Source organism: Stenotrophomonas sp. STEN054 (assembly GCF_056854535.1).
Window position 1 is genome coordinate 47,891 of the sequence record NZ_JBXFWG010000004.1, and the last position, 15,096, is coordinate 62,986.

11 protein-coding genes are annotated in these 15,096 nt (G+C 68.1%); 4 read left to right on the forward strand and 7 right to left on the reverse strand.

Annotated elements, in window-relative coordinates:
- Window positions 1-75: 75 nt before the first annotated feature.
- A complete protein-coding gene (locus tag AC1VXD_RS02425; protein ID WP_482990670.1) occupies window positions 76-2,232 on the reverse strand; it encodes a hypothetical protein in 2,157 nt (718 codons plus the stop codon).
- A 323-nt stretch (window positions 2,233-2,555) separates the two neighbouring features.
- On the opposite strand from AC1VXD_RS02425, the gene AC1VXD_RS02430 reads away from it, so the two are divergent.
- Complete coding sequence (locus tag AC1VXD_RS02430; protein WP_482990671.1) at window positions 2,556-2,909, forward strand: helix-turn-helix domain-containing protein; 354 nt, start codon at window positions 2,556-2,558, stop codon at window positions 2,907-2,909.
- A gap of 18 nt (window positions 2,910-2,927) precedes the next feature.
- Here AC1VXD_RS02430 and ung read toward each other — a convergent pair whose 3' ends face one another.
- The 5 genes from ung to rhlB form a co-directional block, all read right to left on the reverse strand.
- Window positions 2,928-3,641, reverse strand: coding sequence for a uracil-DNA glycosylase (ung, locus tag AC1VXD_RS02435; protein ID WP_482990672.1), 714 nt, complete (start codon window positions 3,639-3,641; stop codon window positions 2,928-2,930).
- Window positions 3,642-3,651: 10 nt separating this feature from the next.
- Window positions 3,652-4,494 (reverse strand): response regulator, encoded by an 843-nt coding sequence (locus AC1VXD_RS02440; protein ID WP_482990673.1) that lies wholly within the window; start codon window positions 4,492-4,494, stop codon window positions 3,652-3,654.
- A gap of 7 nt (window positions 4,495-4,501) precedes the next feature.
- Window positions 4,502-5,449, reverse strand: coding sequence for a permease-like cell division protein FtsX (gene ftsX / locus AC1VXD_RS02445; RefSeq protein WP_482990674.1), 948 nt, complete (start codon window positions 5,447-5,449; stop codon window positions 4,502-4,504).
- Between the two features lie 3 nt (window positions 5,450-5,452).
- Window positions 5,453-6,139 carry a cell division ATP-binding protein FtsE gene (gene ftsE / locus AC1VXD_RS02450; protein WP_079223801.1) on the reverse strand — a complete coding sequence of 229 codons (687 nt, stop codon included), beginning with the start codon at window positions 6,137-6,139 and terminating at the stop codon, window positions 5,453-5,455.
- Between the two features lie 197 nt (window positions 6,140-6,336).
- Window positions 6,337-8,064 (reverse strand): ATP-dependent RNA helicase RhlB, encoded by a 1,728-nt coding sequence (gene rhlB / locus AC1VXD_RS02455; protein WP_482990675.1) that lies wholly within the window; start codon window positions 8,062-8,064, stop codon window positions 6,337-6,339.
- A gap of 523 nt (window positions 8,065-8,587) precedes the next feature.
- Between rhlB and trxA the strand changes: the two genes are divergently transcribed.
- Together trxA and rho are read left to right on the forward strand one after the other, a co-directional pair.
- On the forward strand, window positions 8,588-8,917 hold the full coding sequence (trxA, locus tag AC1VXD_RS02460; protein WP_025878607.1) for a thioredoxin: 330 nt from the start codon (window positions 8,588-8,590) through the stop codon (window positions 8,915-8,917).
- Between the two features lie 227 nt (window positions 8,918-9,144).
- Window positions 9,145-10,899 (forward strand): transcription termination factor Rho, encoded by a 1,755-nt coding sequence (gene rho, locus AC1VXD_RS02465; protein WP_482990676.1) that lies wholly within the window; start codon window positions 9,145-9,147, stop codon window positions 10,897-10,899.
- Between the two features lie 193 nt (window positions 10,900-11,092).
- Here rho and AC1VXD_RS02470 read toward each other — a convergent pair whose 3' ends face one another.
- Complete coding sequence (locus AC1VXD_RS02470) at window positions 11,093-13,624, reverse strand: glycoside hydrolase family 3 protein (RefSeq protein ID WP_482990677.1); 2,532 nt, start codon at window positions 13,622-13,624, stop codon at window positions 11,093-11,095.
- 341 nt (window positions 13,625-13,965) lie between these two features.
- On the opposite strand from AC1VXD_RS02470, the gene AC1VXD_RS02475 reads away from it, so the two are divergent.
- On the forward strand, window positions 13,966-14,973 hold the full coding sequence (locus tag AC1VXD_RS02475) for a LacI family DNA-binding transcriptional regulator (protein WP_482990678.1): 1,008 nt from the start codon (window positions 13,966-13,968) through the stop codon (window positions 14,971-14,973).
- Window positions 14,974-15,096 lie beyond the last annotated feature (123 nt).

Here is a 15,096-nt window from a genome sequence, read left to right on the forward strand (position 1 = left end):
CAGGCATCCGGCATCGGTGGTCCTGTCCTTCCCACGCGCAGGGCATTCCCCGCGCGCACTGCACTGCACCGCGCGCTAGTAGGCGCCCGGGTTGTTGCTGAAGCTCACTGGCACGCTGATCGTTGCCTGGCCACCGTTGACCAGGTTCACGCCCACGTTCACTGCATCGCCGCCCACCGCGCCGCCACTGGCCGCCGCGCAGGTGCTGCCGCTGGTCGCGCTGCAGGTCCAGGCGCCACGCAGGGTGGTGCCGTTGGGCAGGGTGTCGGTGACCGTCGCATTGGTCACCGCATCGGGCCCGTTGTTGACCACCTGCAGCGTGTAGGTCGCCGTGCCACCCGGCGTATAGGTGCCGCTGCCATCGCTCTTGGTGATCGACAGGTCGGCCTGCCGCGTCCGGTTGGTGATGCGGCACACCAGGGTGGTGGCGGTGGCGGTCATCGCCGGCGCCTGCAGGGTGAAACTGCCGCCGCTGCCGGACGAGACCACGGTGTTGTTCTGGTCGATGCACTGCCAGGTGCTGGCATAGCGGGTCAGCGTGGTGCCGGCTGCCGCCGTTTCGGCCAGTGCATAGCTGCCGCCGGGTACGGTGATGATCGCCCCCGTGGCACCGTTGTTGCCGACGTTGCTGGCCGAGCCCACCGTGTTGCCGTTGTAGGTGATGGACAGGTTGAAGCGGCCGGTATCGCTGGTCGGCTGCAGGTCCTTCACCAGCTGCAGGGTGGCGGCGCAGGCCTGGGTTACACCTTCCACGGTGAATACCGCCTGGCCGATACGGATGCCGAGCAGGCCCAGAAGATTGTCGACCACGCCGCCCAGCACCGCGGTCAGCACGGGTGTCACCACTGCATTGACCTGCGTGCGTACCGGCGTCAGCAGCGCGTTGACGATGCCGTTGACCAGGTCGGCCACCGGCAACGGCAGCGGCAACGAGCCCAGCAGGGTCACCTGCGGATTGCCGCTGGTGAGCTGGATGTTGAGCGAATTGACCAGCGTGGAGACCAGCGTGGCCGCGCTGACCGTGCCGGCGGTGAGCGTGCGTGTCTGTGGATAGGGCCCGGTGAAACTGGCGCTCTGCAGTCCCGGTGTCGCGGTGGCGTAACCGCGGATGCTTACCGCGATGGGAATGGTGATGTCGGCCACCGGGACGAGCGCACCCAGCACGGTGGCGCTCACCCGGACCTTCACGCTCAGATTGGTCAGCGTAGCGGCGGTGAGGGCGGTGTCGGTCAGTACCGTACTGCGGTTGAAGAAGGTAGCGTCGCTGATCTGGCCGACATACAGGTTGACCAGGCCCGGGCGCGCCTGCAGGGTCACTGCGTTGCCGACCAGGTTCACCGCCGAGATCGAACCTTCGGCGCGTGCGACATCGGCGTAGACCTGCAGGTGCAGCACGTCGGCGCTGATGCTGGTGTTGGACAGCGAGACTCCCAGCAGGTTGAGCCCGTTCAACGCGGCGGTGAGGGTGCCGGTGTTCAGGCCCTGCACCAGGTCCAGGTCGAGCTTGATGCGGATGGCCGCGCTGTGGAATGCCGCGCCCACCGTGCCGCAGTTGTAGCTCGGCGGCTCGATCACCTGCGCCCACAGGCGCACGTTGGCCACGCCGTTCAGACCGAGTGCCGCGGTGTTCACCGTGATCGGCGTCGGCGTGGTCAGCACGTTGCGGAAGTTGTAGAGCTGCACGCCGCCCGTCAGCAGGTCGAGCACGTTCAGGCGCACCGTAGCCAGCGAACCGGTCGGCAGCGCGACCTGCAGGATGTCGGCCAAGCGGATGCTGCCAGAGGTTCCGGCCACGCCCAGCGGCAGCGCGTTCAGCACGTTGGCCGCAGCGGTCTGGCCGTCGGCCTGTAGCACCTGCACCATCGCCGCACGCAGCTGGCCCAGGCTGATGTTGGTGTTGAGCACCTGGCTGGGGTCGCTGACGGTGACACCGCCATTGAGCTGGGTCAGCAGTGCATTCAGATTGACGTTGGCGCCCGCCAGGCTGTTCCAGTCGGCGACGCTGAGATTGAGGCTGGTGCCCGGCAGCAGCGCGCTGAACAGCAGGTTGAGGAGCGGGCTCTGGGTGGAATCGACCGAGACCAGGCGCGGCCCGGCGCTGACGCAGGCGCCGGCGGTGCAGGCGGACTGGGCCTGTGCGCGGCCCAGGCAGGAGAGGACTGCCAGGACCACCAGCATCACCAGCGCCTGCCAGCGCAACGACGATGCTTTCACGCCCTTCACATTAACCATGCATCGTTCTCCGCCGATTTTTGGCAGAGGCACGCCGTGACGACGTGATCAGCGCGTCGTCCTGGAGTAATCGCTCCGCCGGTGTCGCTCCCCGCGTGGGACTGCGTTCATTTCCGGTTCGGTGCGATTAATGCGAGGCAACGAAAGGCCGTCAAACAAGACGGCGTGAAATCGGGGGGAAGAGGCGCTTGCTGGCGCACAGGAACGACGCGCAGGCCTCTTGAAATGCAGACAGGGACAGCAATTCTGTACACGCAGAAAAAGTATTGCTGTCAAGGAAGCAGCGCTTACCGAACATGGAGAGGGGGTGAAAAATGCAGTCGATGTGCGACAGAATCCGGCGGGCCCGACTAACGGCTGGCCTTTCTCAGACGCAGTTGGCGTTGCATTGCGGGGTCCGCCGCAGCGCCGTGGCACAGTGGGAACGTGAGGGCGGCACCGTTCCCAGCGTCCAACATCTCTCGAAGCTCGCGGTTGTGACGCAGGTCCACTTCGAGTGGGTGGCCACCGGTCGTGGCCCCGGTCGTCCCGACGATGGCGAACTGTGTCCACCGGAGACCGCAGTGGTGGATGCGGCGCGCAGCCCGCAGGAAAACGCGATCCTGACCCTGCTGCGGCGGTTGCCACCGCGCAAGCGCCAGGTCGCCCACGCCATCATCGAAATGCTGACCGAGTAAGGCCTCGCCCGCGCGCCGTCAGGGTTCGGCGCGCGGCGGCAGTGACCAGTCGATCGGCGCCTTGCCCTGGCGCTGCAGGTACTCGTTGGCCATCGAAAAGTGGCGGCAGCCGAGAAAGCCCCGGTGCGCCGACAACGGCGAGGGGTGCGGCGACTTCAGCACGCGATGGCGACGGGTGTCGATCACCTTGCCCTTCTTCTGCGCGTACGCGCCCCAGAGCATGAACACCAGGCCGTCGCGCTCGCGGTTGAGCACGTCCACCACGTGATCGGTGAATCCTTCCCATCCGCGTCCCTGGTGGGCGCCGGCCTGGCCTTCCTCCACCGTCAGCACGGCGTTGAGCAGCAGCACGCCGCGCTGCGCCCAGGGCACCAGGCAACCGTGGTCGGGCCGGGCGATATCGAGGTCGGCTTCGATTTCCTTGTAGATATTCAGCAGCGACGGCGGTACTGGCACGCCCGGGGCCACCGAGAAGCTCAGGCCATGGGCCTGGCCGCGGCCGTGGTACGGATCCTGGCCGAGGATCACCACCTTCACCTGCTCGAACGGCGTGGCATCGAACGCGGCGAAGATCTGCGGGCCCGGCGGAAATACCGCCGCACCGGCGGCCTTGCGCTGGCGCAGGAAGGCGGACAGCTCGCGCATCTGCGGCTGCAACAGGTAATCACCGACGTGCTGCTTCCAGCTCGGTTCCAGCTGGATCGTCGGGGTCTCCACTACGTCATCCATCATCGCGCCACTTCTATTGCAACAGGGGTCCATCGTTCAAACGTGCCAGCCTCAGCTGAAACAGTACCTTGGTCACCAGCAGGCGCTCCTCGATCGGCTTGAGCACCAGATCGTTGGCACCGGCCTGCAGCAGCCCGGTCTGGTTGTGCGGGTTGCCATCGCCGGTCATCACCAGCACCGGCAGGCGGCGCTTGCCGTAGCCGAAATCCACGCGCACGCGCTGCACCACGTCGCGGCCGCTCAACTCACCCTTCAGAGTGACGTCGGTCAGCACAAGATCGATGCGGTGGCGGCTGCGGCCCAGCGATTCGGCGGTGAGCAGGGTGAAGGCTTCCTCGGCGCTGACCACGTGCAGCACGTTCAGCTGCTGACGCTCGAGCATGCGCTTGGTTGCTTCGGCCACCACCCGGCTGTCCTCGACATACAGGATGGTGGCGCCGGGAATGGTCTGCGGCTGCACGTAGCCGCGGATGAAGGTCGCCAGCGCCTCGTGGCCCAGCGCCTTGTCGAAATAATCGGTGACGTACTCGGTGAAGCGGCGCTGTTCCAGGTGCTGCTGCGCATCGCCGGAGACCACGATGACCGGCACATAGGCCTGGCCGGCGGCTTCGCGCACGCTCTTGGCCAGCGCCAGGCCGTCGCCATCGCGCAGGGTCAGCGAGGTGGTCACCAGATCCACCGGCCCCTGTGCCAGCACCTGCTGTGCTTCCTCGATGCTGTCGCAGCCAATGACTTCAACGCCCGGCAGGTCACGCTGCAGCACGTCGGCGATCAGCTTGCGCACCAGCTTGGAACCATCGACCACCATCACCCGCGTCGCGGGCCCTTCAAGGTGCTTCAACGCTTGCGGTCGCATGCCGGTCTCAGGTGTCGGTGGGGCGGGTCTGGCGGAGGAAGTGGCCGGTCACCAGCCAGGCACCCAGCCAGCCCAGCAGCAGCGTGCCCAGCAGCACCAGGCTGCCGTGCAGCAGGTCCAGGCCATGCAGCACGAACGGGCTGCCGTAGCTGCGCGACAGATCGGCCAGCGGCGTGCGCAGGGCGGTGCCGGCTACGCCGATCAGGGCCAGCGCGACCGCACCGGCGCCCAGGCCGTACCAGGCGCCCAGATACAGGAACGGGCGGCGGATGAAGCCATCGCTGGCACCCAGCAGCTGCAGCACGCCGATTTCCTCGCGGCGGGCCTGGATGTCCAGGCGCACGGTGTTGCCCACCACCAGCGCGGCACCGGCGCCGAGCAGCGCGGACAGCACCTGCACCAGGCGCGCACCGAAGGCCAGCCAGGCATCCAGGCGCTGCCGCCACAGGGCATCGTGCTGCACCAGGTCGGCACCGGACAGGCTTTCCAGCGAGCGCGCCAGGCGCGCGTCATCCTGGCCCTGGCCGGGGGTGACCACCAGCAGCGACGGCAGCGGGTTGTCGTTGAGTGCGTCGATGGCCTCGCCGAGGCCGGCATCACGCAGTTCCTGCAGGCCCTGTTCGGGCGTGCGCACGGTCACGTTGGCCACGTCCTGGCGGTCGCGCAGCTCGCCGGCCAGGCGCAGCGCGCCCGGGCCATCGACGTTGGCCTTCAGGAACACATTGATATCGCGCGACTGCTGCACGCTGCCGGCGAACTGCTTGAGGTTGTCCAGGGCAATGGACAGGCCCAGCGGCAGGGCCAGCGCCAGCGCCATGACCATCACCGTCAACAGGGTCGCCCAGGGCTTGCGGCAGGCGCGGCCCAGGCTGAACACCACGCTGTGCGCGTGGTGGTGGAACCACACGCCCAGGCGCGACGGTGCGGCGGCTTCGCTGTTTTCGTTCTTGCCCATGCGTTACTCCGCCAGGTCCTGCGGCGAGATGTCGTCCGCCAGCCGGCCATGGTCGAGGATCAGCACGCGCTTGCGCATGCGGCGCAGCAGCGGCAGGTCATGGCTGACCACCAGCACGCTGGTGCCGCGCGAGGGCAGCTCGGCGAACAGGGCCATGATCTCCGCCGCCAGGGTCGGGTCGAGGTTGCCGGTCGGCTCGTCGGCCACCAGCAGCTTGGGTTCGCCCACGATCGCGCGGGCGATGCCCACGCGCTGCTGCTCACCGGCCGACAGCTGCGAGGGCAGCGCCTTCTCACGGTGGCCCAGGCCCATGCGTTCCAGCACCGAGCGCACGCGCTTGGCGATGTCGCCGCGGCGGGTGCCGCGCAGGATCAGCGGCAGGGCCACGTTCTCGGCGATGGAGCGGTCCATCAGCAGGCGGTGGTCCTGGTAGACCGCACCGACCGCGCGCCGGTGGCGCGGAATGTCGCCGCCGCGCACCTTCAGCAGGTTTCGCTCGTCGAACACCACGGCGCCGCGGCTGGGCCGCTCGTCCAGGTGGATCAACTTGAGCAGGGTGCTTTTGCCCGCCCCGGAATGGCCGGTGACGAACAGCATTTCGCCGGGGGCTACTTCGAAGCTGACATCGGTCAGGGCTTCGTGGCCACCGGCGTACTGTTTGCTGACATTGTCGAAGCGCAGGACACTCATGCCCCGATTATGCAGGAGCCGCGCGACGGATCGGTAGCGCCGGGCCATGCCCGGTGGATTTTTCGCACACCCTCAAAGCCGCCCGACCCACGGTCGGGCGCTACCGGTCGCTTTGGTGGGTGCCGACCGTTGGTCGGCACACCGGTCAAGGTCACCCGACCAACGGTCGGGTGCTACCCGCTGATCGGCAGCGCCGATCAGTTGCCCGACAGCATCCGGCGGATCTTGCGGCCGATGCGGGTCAGGAACGAATCACCGGTGTCGGCGGCCGTACGCACCGGCTTGGCCACCACCTGCACCGGGGTGACCGGGCCGGTGCCATTGCCGGCGGTGTTCTGCGCGCCCTCGGCACCTTCGACCGGACGGCCGTGGCGACGACGACGACGCTTGCGCGTCTTGTGCTCGCCATCGGCGGCACCTTCCGGCGCGCCTTCGGCACGCGGCGGGCGCGGCGGACGCGGGGCCTGGGCAGCGGCGCCTTCGGCACCGGCGACCGGCGCGGGAGCAGCCTGCTCGCCTTCCACGCGCGGCTTGCGCGGGCCACGCGGACGGCGTTCGCCGCTGCGCTCACCGTCGCGCCCCCCACGGCCACCACTGCCGCTGCCGGAACGGCCGCCACTGCGGCCACCGCCACGACGCTCTTCCTCGGCGGCGCGGGCCTCGCGCGCTTCGCGGAAGATCTGGCCGACGCTTTCATTGTCGTCGCCTTCCTCGCCTTCGGCCGGGGCCGGGCGCTCCGGGCGCGGCAGCGGGGTCATCAGTTCCTTGGTGACCGGCTCGGACGGAATCTTCTGCTCGATGTACGCCTCGATGTCCGGCAGGCCCATCGCGTAGCGCTCGCAGGCGAAGCTGATCGCATCACCCTCTTCGCCCAGGCGCGCGGTACGGCCGATGCGGTGCACGTAATCTTCGGCGTCGAACGGCAGGTCGTAGTTGTAGACGTACTTGATGCCGTCGATGTGCAGGCCGCGGGCGGCCACGTCGGTGGCCACCAGGATTTCCAGCTGGCCCTTCTGGAAGCGGTTGAGCAGGCTCTCGCGCTTCTTCTGCGGCACGTCGCCGGAGAGCACGCCGACGCGGTAGCCGGCCTTTTCCAGCGAACGCGCCACGCGCTCGACGAACACCTTGGTGTTGACGAAGACCATGGTGCGCGCGCCTTCGCTGCGCGACAGCAGGCCCAGCAGCAGCGGGATCTTCTCGTCATCGGCCGGGAAGTAGATGCGCTGGCGCACGCGCGCGGCGGTGATGGTCTCGGCCTCGACCACCAGCTTCTGCGGCTCGTTCATGTGCTCGTAGGCCAGCTCCAGCACGCGGTGGCTGAGGGTGGCGCTGAACAGCAGGGTCTGGCGGGTGGTGCGCTCCGGCATGCGGCGCAGCAGGAAGCGGATGTCCTTGATGAAGCCGAGGTCGAACATGCGGTCGGCTTCGTCCAGCACGCAGATCTCGCAGGCGTGCAGCGAGACCACCTTGTGCTGCTTCACGTAGTCGATCAGGCGGCCCGGGGTGGCGATGATGACGTCCACGCCCTGCTGCAGCAGTTCGCGCTGCTTGTCGTAATCAACGCCGCCGTAGACCAGGGCGAAACGCAGGCCCAGGTCGGAACCGAACTTGACCGCATCCTTGTGGATCTGGATGGCCAGTTCGCGGGTCGGGGCCAGGATCAGCGCGCGTGGATCTTCCGGCTTGCGGTCGGCCAGCGCCGGACGCGTCAGCAGGCGGTTCACGACAGCGACCAGGAAGGCCAGGGTCTTGCCGGTGCCGGTCTGCGCCTGGCCGGCCACGTCACCGCCGGGCAGCGCGACCGGCAGGGTCAGCGCCTGGATCGGGGTGCAGCGGGTGAATCCGGCTCCTTCAAGACCAGCCTGCAGGGCCGGATGCAGATCGAAGGAGGAAAAGGTCAAATCGGTCAGCGGTTTGTCGCTCATGTGTCCGTCTTGGTATGGCCGCCGGCCCACGGGGCGGCTGGCACTTCAGCGTCTAGGGGAACCGTCGCAAACTGCGTCCCCTGCGGCGGGTTGGCAGGCTGGGACCACCTGGTCCGCGCGCCGCACAATGCCCCAGTTTAACGCACTCCGGCCGGCAAACCGGAACCACCTGTCTCACCGAACCGGGAGACGCCGGGCCCCTACCCGCCCTTCACCGAGCCACACGCCACTTGAACGGCCCCGCCAGGGCCACTGGCCCTGCCCCTGTGCCACCCCCATGTTCTCGAAGGCAGTGAAATCCGACACATACCGGGCTGGCACCCGATCACGATACGCTGGGTTCCAGCCAGCAACTGTCCCCGCCGCGCGATAGGGGTACACTGCCGGCCGTGAGCGTCCAGGCATCCCGCCGAACGCACCGCGGCAGACCGCCGCGAGGCAACGACGAGGGTCGCGCCACCGGGCATGGCCCAGTTCACCCACCTCCGGCCTGGCCGGGTGCAATCCAAGACGAGAAACCAAGATGAGCGACAAGGTTGTACACGTCGGCGATGCCGACTTTGATAGCGCCGTGCTGAATTCCAAGGAACCGGTGCTGGTCGATTTCTGGGCCGAGTGGTGTGGCCCCTGCAAGATGATCGCCCCCGCGCTGGACGAACTGGCCGACGCCTACCAGGGCCGCGCCAAGATCGCCAAGGTCAACGTCGACAACAACCGTGCGCTGGCCGCCAAGTACCACGTGCGTTCGATCCCGTACCTGGTCGTCTTCAAGGACGGCGAAAAGGTCGGCGAGCAGATCGGTGCGGTGGGCAAGGCCCAGCTGGCCGGCCTGCTGGACAAGGCCCTGGCCTGATCCCGCTGTTCCACGGCAGCCGCTGACCGCGGCTGCCGCTGGGCGCCCCGCGCCCACATGAATGCCGTTCCCGGTGACCCTTGCACGGCGCCGCTGGCCGATGATAGTGTCGGCATATCCGGCCGCGTTCGCGTGCCGCACCCTCTGGACGCAGTTTCTTCCAGACCCATTCCCAACGTTCGCCGCCCCAGCCGGGCGCTCGCACCTTCAAGCGAGGAATAACGCTCTTGTCCGATAACACTCCCGAAACCGGCAGCGCCGATGCGCCCGCCGAAAAGCGCGTGCGCAAGCCCCGCGTGAGCAAGGCAGCCGCTCCGGCCGCCGCCGAAACCAGCGCTGCCCCCGCGCAGCCGACCCTGCCGCTGGCAGCCGCGCCCGAAGCGCCGGCACCGGCCGCAGCCGCCCCCGCGCCGAGCGCGCCTGCCGCTGAAGCCCCTGCCCCCGGCGGCGGTGAAGGTGGCGAAGGTCGCGAATCCGGCCAGCGTCAGCAGAACCACCAGGGCGGTGGCCAGAACCAGGGCCAGGGCCAGAACAACAACCCCTACAACCAGGGTGGCCAGAACGGCCAGCAGGGCCAGGGCAACCGCCGCGACCGCTTCCGCAACCGTCGCGACCGCGACCGTGGTGGCCGTGGCCGCGATGACGGCATGCCGCAGGACGGCGGCGAGCAGCAGGTGTTCGTGCCGCGCCCGCACGCCAACGTGCCGGAAGGCTTCCCGGTGTACTCGCTGAGCGACCTCAAGCGCATGCCGGCGCAGAAGCTGCTGGAAATCGCCGAGCAGCTGCAGATCTCCGAAGGCGTCGCCCGCGCCCGCAAGCAGGACGTCATCTTCGCCCTGCTGAAGGTGCTGACCCGCCACGGTGACGGTGTCGCCGCCGACGGCGTGCTGGAAATCCTGCCCGACGGCTTCGGCTTCCTGCGCGCGGCCGAGGCCAGCTACCTGGCCGGCCCGGACGACACCTACATCTCGCCCAGCCAGATCCGCCGCTTCAACCTGCGCACCGGCGACCACATCTCCGGCCGCATCCGCTTCCCGAAGGACGGCGAGCGCTACTTCGCGCTGAACATCGTCGACACCATCAACGGTGAGCCGATCGAAGCGTCGAAGAACAAGGTGCTGTTCGAGAACCTGACCCCGCTGTTCCCGCGCCGCCGCTTCACCCTGGAGCGCGGCAACGGTTCGTCGGAAGACATCACCGGCCGCATCCTCGACCTGATGGCGCCGCAGGGCAAGGGCCAGCGCTCGCTCATCGTTTCCCAGCCGAAGGCCGGCAAGACGATGATGATGCAGCAGGTGGCCACGGCCATCACCACCAACCACCCGGACGTGCACCTGATCGTGCTGCTGATCGACGAGCGCCCGGAAGAAGTGACCGAAATGCAGCGCACCGTGCGCGGCGAAGTCATCAGCTCGACCTTCGACGAGCCGGCCGCGCGCCACGTGCAGGTGGCCGAAATGGTCATCGAGCGCGCCAAGCGCCTGGTCGAGCACAAGAAGGACGTGGTGATCCTGCTGGACTCCATCACCCGCCTGGCCCGCGCCTACAACAACGTAGTGCCGAGCTCGGGCAAGGTGCTGACCGGTGGTGTGGACGCCAACGCCCTGCACCGCCCGAAGCGCTTCTTCGGTGCCGCGCGCAATGTGGAAGAAGGCGGCAGCCTGACCATCATCGCCACCGCGCTGGTCGACACCGGCTCGAAGATGGACGAGGTGATCTACGAAGAGTTCAAGGGCACCGGCAACAGCGAAGTGCACCTGAGCCGTCGCATCGCTGAAAAGCGCGTGTTCCCGGCCATCGACATCAACCGTTCGGGCACCCGCCGCGAAGACCTGCTGATCGAACCGGAACTGCTGCAGAAGATCTGGATCCTGCGCAAGCTGCTGCATCCGATGGATGAAATGGCCGCGATGGAATTCCTGCTGGACAAGATGAAGAACACCAAGTCCAACGACGAGTTCTTCGGTTCCATGAAGCGATAAGAAGAAAGCCCCGCACTGCGGGGCTTTTTTTGCCTTCGGGATGGCTCATCCACGCATGGCGTGGATCTACTGCGTCCGCCGGGCATGGCCCGGCAGCATCGACCCACCGGTAGCGCCGGGCCTTGCCCGGCGGAATGCATTCCCGCGCGCGATCACGGGCAACGCCGGGCATGGCCCGGCGCTACCGCGGGGCTTATGGGCAGGTCACAGCGCCTTTGGCATCAGCCATGTTGGCGGTCAGCTTGACCTGGGTGAAGGCCGCCGCGAACGGCGTGTCGGCGGTCACTACGAACGGCGCTTCCACCGCGCCCAGGGCAACACCCTGCCTGGCGAAGCACGCCAGCGGCACGGTCACCGTCTGCTTCTGCCCGGGCGACAGCCTGCCCAGCAGCGGAGCGATGTCCACCCCGCCCTCGCAGCCACTGCCGCACTGCATGGTCACCTTCACCGGCGAGGCCGGGCGCTTCACCAGCTTCACGTCGAACTGCAGCGCACCATTGCTGCGCGCCAGGGCGCCCAGGTTGCGGCGCGAGGTGCTGCGCGCGATCAGCTGCGCCGGGGCCAGCCAGGTCACTTCCCTGGCGTCCTGCTGGGTATTCACCTGCACGGTGCGCACCTGCACCACCGGCTTGGCGGTCGGCCAGCGCAGGGTGGCGTTGAGGTCGCTGCCCAGCGGCTGGGTCGCACCCGCGGCCGCCACGTGCAAAGCGAACGGCGGCGTGTCGGCGCGGTTGAAGATCGGCAGCACGGTCACTTCGCCGCAGCTGTCCGGATCGGCCTCGTCGAGCCTGGCGACCTTGCCGCCCTTGGCGTAGCTCAGGCCATAACCCAGCGCGAACAGCGACGGCTTCTTCGCATCGGGCTGGTCGATCGGTGCCGGGCACGGCGCGCCCGGCCACGGGAAGCTGAGGCGGCCGCGGAAGTCGTGCGCGGGCTTGCCACCCTTGCCGGCCACCAGCACGTCGGTCACGCCCTTGCCTTCAGTGCCCGGCAGCCAGGCGGCCACGAACGCGCTGGACAGGTTGAGCAGGTCGTTGGTGTACATCGGGCGGCCGGACATGTAGACCGTCACCACAGGCTTGCCGGTCGCAGCCGCGGCCTTCAGCGCGGCCAGGTCCTGCGGGTAGGCACGGCTGTGGCTCACGGTGTCCGAGGCGAGGATGTCACCGTTGGTTTCCGCATACGGCGTCTCGCCGATCACCGCCAGCACCACGTCGAACGCCTTCGGGTCAACGCCCTGGCCATCGGCACTGAAGCTGACCTTGTCCGCGCCGAGTTCAGCACGCAGCGCGCCCAGCACCGAATCGGCGTTGGGGAAATCGGCATTCTTGTTCTCGGTGCCCTGCCAGGTCAGCGACCAGCCACCGGACTGGTCACCGATGTTGTCGGCGCCCTTGCCGACCACCAGCACGCGCGTGTCGCGGCGCAGCGGCAGGATCTTGGTGTCGTTCTTCAGCAGCACCAGCGATTCGCGCACCGCACGGCGCGCCAGTTCGCGGTGCTGCACGGCCGTGGCATCGCCGGCGTAGCGGCTGTCCGACGGCTTGTGCTCGAACAGGCCGGCGCGCAGCTTCACCCGCAGGATGCGCGTCACCGCATCGTCGATGCGCGCCATCGGGATCTCGCGCTTCTGCACCTGCGCGGTGGTGTTGTCGATGAAGGCCTTCCAGTCGTCGGGCACCATCACCATGTCGATGCCGGCGTTGATTGCCTGTGCACAGCTGTCGTTGCGGCAGCCGGGTACCTGGGCGATGCCGTTCCAGTCGGAGACGACGAAGCCGTCGAAGCCCATCTTGTCCTTCAGCGCGTCGGTCAGCAGCGCCTTGCTGCCGTGCATCTTGCCGTAGTCGACGCCGGCGGCACGATCGTTCCAGCTGTTGAACGAGGCCATCACCGTCTGCGCGCCTTCGGCCAGCGCGCCGTAGTAGCCCTGCGCATGCACGTTGACCATCGTCGCCTTGTCGACCAGCGCCTCGCCCTGGTCGCGGCCGCTGTCGGTGGCGCCGTCGCCGAGGTAGTGCTTGGCGGTGGTGACCACGTTGCCGTCATCCTTGAACGCGCCTTGCGCGCCCTTGACGTAGGCATGGGCGAAGCTGCGGATCACCGCCGGATCGGACGAATAACTTTCGTAGGTGCGGCCCCAGCGCGGATCGTGCGCGACGGCCAGGGTGGGCGCGAATACCCAGCCGATGCCGGTGGCGCGCACCGATCGCGCGGTGGCTTCGCCGATGCGTTCGATCAACTCCGGATCACCGGCCGCGCCCAGGCCGATGTTGTGCGGGAACAGGGTCGCGCCCAGCACGTTGTTGTGGCCATGCACCGCATCGGTGCCCCAGATCACCGGAACCGGCGTCTTCGCATCGGTGGCCAGCGAGGCGGCGTGGTAGGCGTCCGCCAGCTTCAGCCAGTCCTGCACGCTGGCGTGCTTGTCCATGCCCGGCCACGAGCCACCGCCGTTGAGCACCGAACCGATGTAGTAGCGGCGCACCTGCTCGGGCGTGATCGTCTTGATCTCGGCCTGGGTCATCTGCCCGATCTTCTGCGCCAACGTCATCTGCGAAAGGATCTGCTGCACGCGGCTTTCGATCTGCGCGTCGGTGGTGATCGCGCTGTGCACGCGCGGCCAGTCCTGCAGGCGTTCACCGCTGGCCGGTGCGGCACCGACGGGCGCGGCAAGGGCGGCCAGCAGGCAGCTGGCAAGAAGGGTCTGGGTGGGGCGATTCACTGGGCTCTACCTCCGTGGATGAAGTTCCTGGCACGCGTGTCTGCGACCGCACGCCGGCATGGGCGCTTGCGCACCGCTCCTGACAGCGCTGTCATATAAGGCGATCCCGCTGCTGTCAATCGTTGTTCGCGGGCAACGTGCCGGCCGTCCCGCAACCACGGGGCCTGGCGCATCATCGACACGCCAGCGCAATGCGTGGGTGCTGCATCGCGACACGAAATCGGGACGTGCCAGCGCCCCTCATGTCGTGGCAACATCCGCCTGCTTCGGCAACACCGACCGGGCCAGCACGCACTACCATCGCCGCGTGCCCGCCGCCTTCCAGGAGGAACCATCGCATCATGCGCAGTCGAATCGAGGATGTCGCCGCCGTTGCAGGGGTTTCGATCAAGACCGTGTCGCGCGTGCTCAACCATGAGCCGAACGTGCGCGAGCAGACCCGCGAACGCGTGCTGGCGGCGGTGGCGCGGCTGGGCTACAAGCCCAACCTGTCGGCGCGCAGCCTGGCCGGGCAGCGCTCGTATGCACTGGCGCTGGTCTACAACAATCCGTCACGCAACTACCTGATGGAAATCCAGAGCGGCATGCTGGAAGCCTGCCATGCGCAGCACTACAACCTGATCCTGGGCCCGGTCGGCACCGGCCGCCGCACCCTGCCCGACCTGGCCGCGCTGTTCGAGAATTCGCGCCCGGATGGCGTGGTGCTGATCCCGCCGCTGACCGACGACGAGGTGGTGCTGTCGTACCTGGAAGAACAGGACATCCCCTTCGCCTGCATCGCGCCACGCCACCCGGAAGGCCGCATCGGCGTGCGCATGGATGAAACCACCGCCGTGGTCGAACTGATCGGCCACCTCGTCGCGCAGGGCCATCGCCGCATCGGCCACATCAAGGGCCCGCGCGCGCACGGCGCCTGCCAGTGGCGCCACGCCGGTTACCGCCAGGCGCTGCGCGAGGCGGGCATCGCCTACGACCCGGAACTGGTGGTCAGCGGCCAGTTCTCGTTCGAGTCCGGGGTGGACGCCGCCAACACCCTGCTCGAGCTGGATGACCCGCCGACGGCGATCTTCGCCGCCAACGACGACATGGCCGCTGCGGTGTACCGCGTGGCGGGCGAACGTGGCCTGCGCGTGCCGCGCGACCTGTCGGTGTGCGGCTTCGACGACACGCCGATCGCCGGCCACATCTATCCCGCGCTGACCACGGTGCGCCAGCCGACCGCGCACATGGGCCGGCTGGCGACCGAGCAGCTGATCGAGCACATCCGCGCCGAGACGGCCGGACGCATGATCACCGTCGAGCACGCGGTGCTGGATCGCGAATCGACCGCGGCACCGCGCCGGCGCTGACGCTCCCTGCCGCAGCGGACCGACGCGTCCGTTGCGGTTTTCCTCGCATCCAGGCACACGCGGGCGGCCGCCGCTTCGCCGTGCGCGATGAAATGTCCGTGCGTGCCCAGCACCGTACACGCG

Bases quoted from the DNA above. Each gene is read 5' to 3' on its own strand.
- AC1VXD_RS02475 (WP_482990678.1), top strand. From the start codon at position 13,966: ATGCGCAGTCGAATCGAGGATGTCGCCGCCGTTGCAGGGGTTTCGATC.
- AC1VXD_RS02430 (WP_482990671.1), top strand. From the start codon at position 2,556: ATGTGCGACAGAATCCGGCGGGCCCGACTAACGGCTGGCCTTTCTCAG.
- ftsE (WP_079223801.1), bottom strand. From the start codon at position 6,139: ATGAGTGTCCTGCGCTTCGACAATGTCAGCAAACAGTACGCCGGTGGC.
- rhlB (WP_482990675.1), bottom strand. From the start codon at position 8,064: ATGAGCGACAAACCGCTGACCGATTTGACCTTTTCCTCCTTCGATCTG.
- AC1VXD_RS02425 (WP_482990670.1), bottom strand. From the start codon at position 2,232: ATGGTTAATGTGAAGGGCGTGAAAGCATCGTCGTTGCGCTGGCAGGCG.
- ftsX (WP_482990674.1), bottom strand. From the start codon at position 5,449: ATGGGCAAGAACGAAAACAGCGAAGCCGCCGCACCGTCGCGCCTGGGC.
- ung (WP_482990672.1), bottom strand. From the start codon at position 3,641: ATGATGGATGACGTAGTGGAGACCCCGACGATCCAGCTGGAACCGAGC.
- AC1VXD_RS02440 (WP_482990673.1), bottom strand. From the start codon at position 4,494: ATGCGACCGCAAGCGTTGAAGCACCTTGAAGGGCCCGCGACGCGGGTG.
- trxA (WP_025878607.1), top strand. From the start codon at position 8,588: ATGAGCGACAAGGTTGTACACGTCGGCGATGCCGACTTTGATAGCGCC.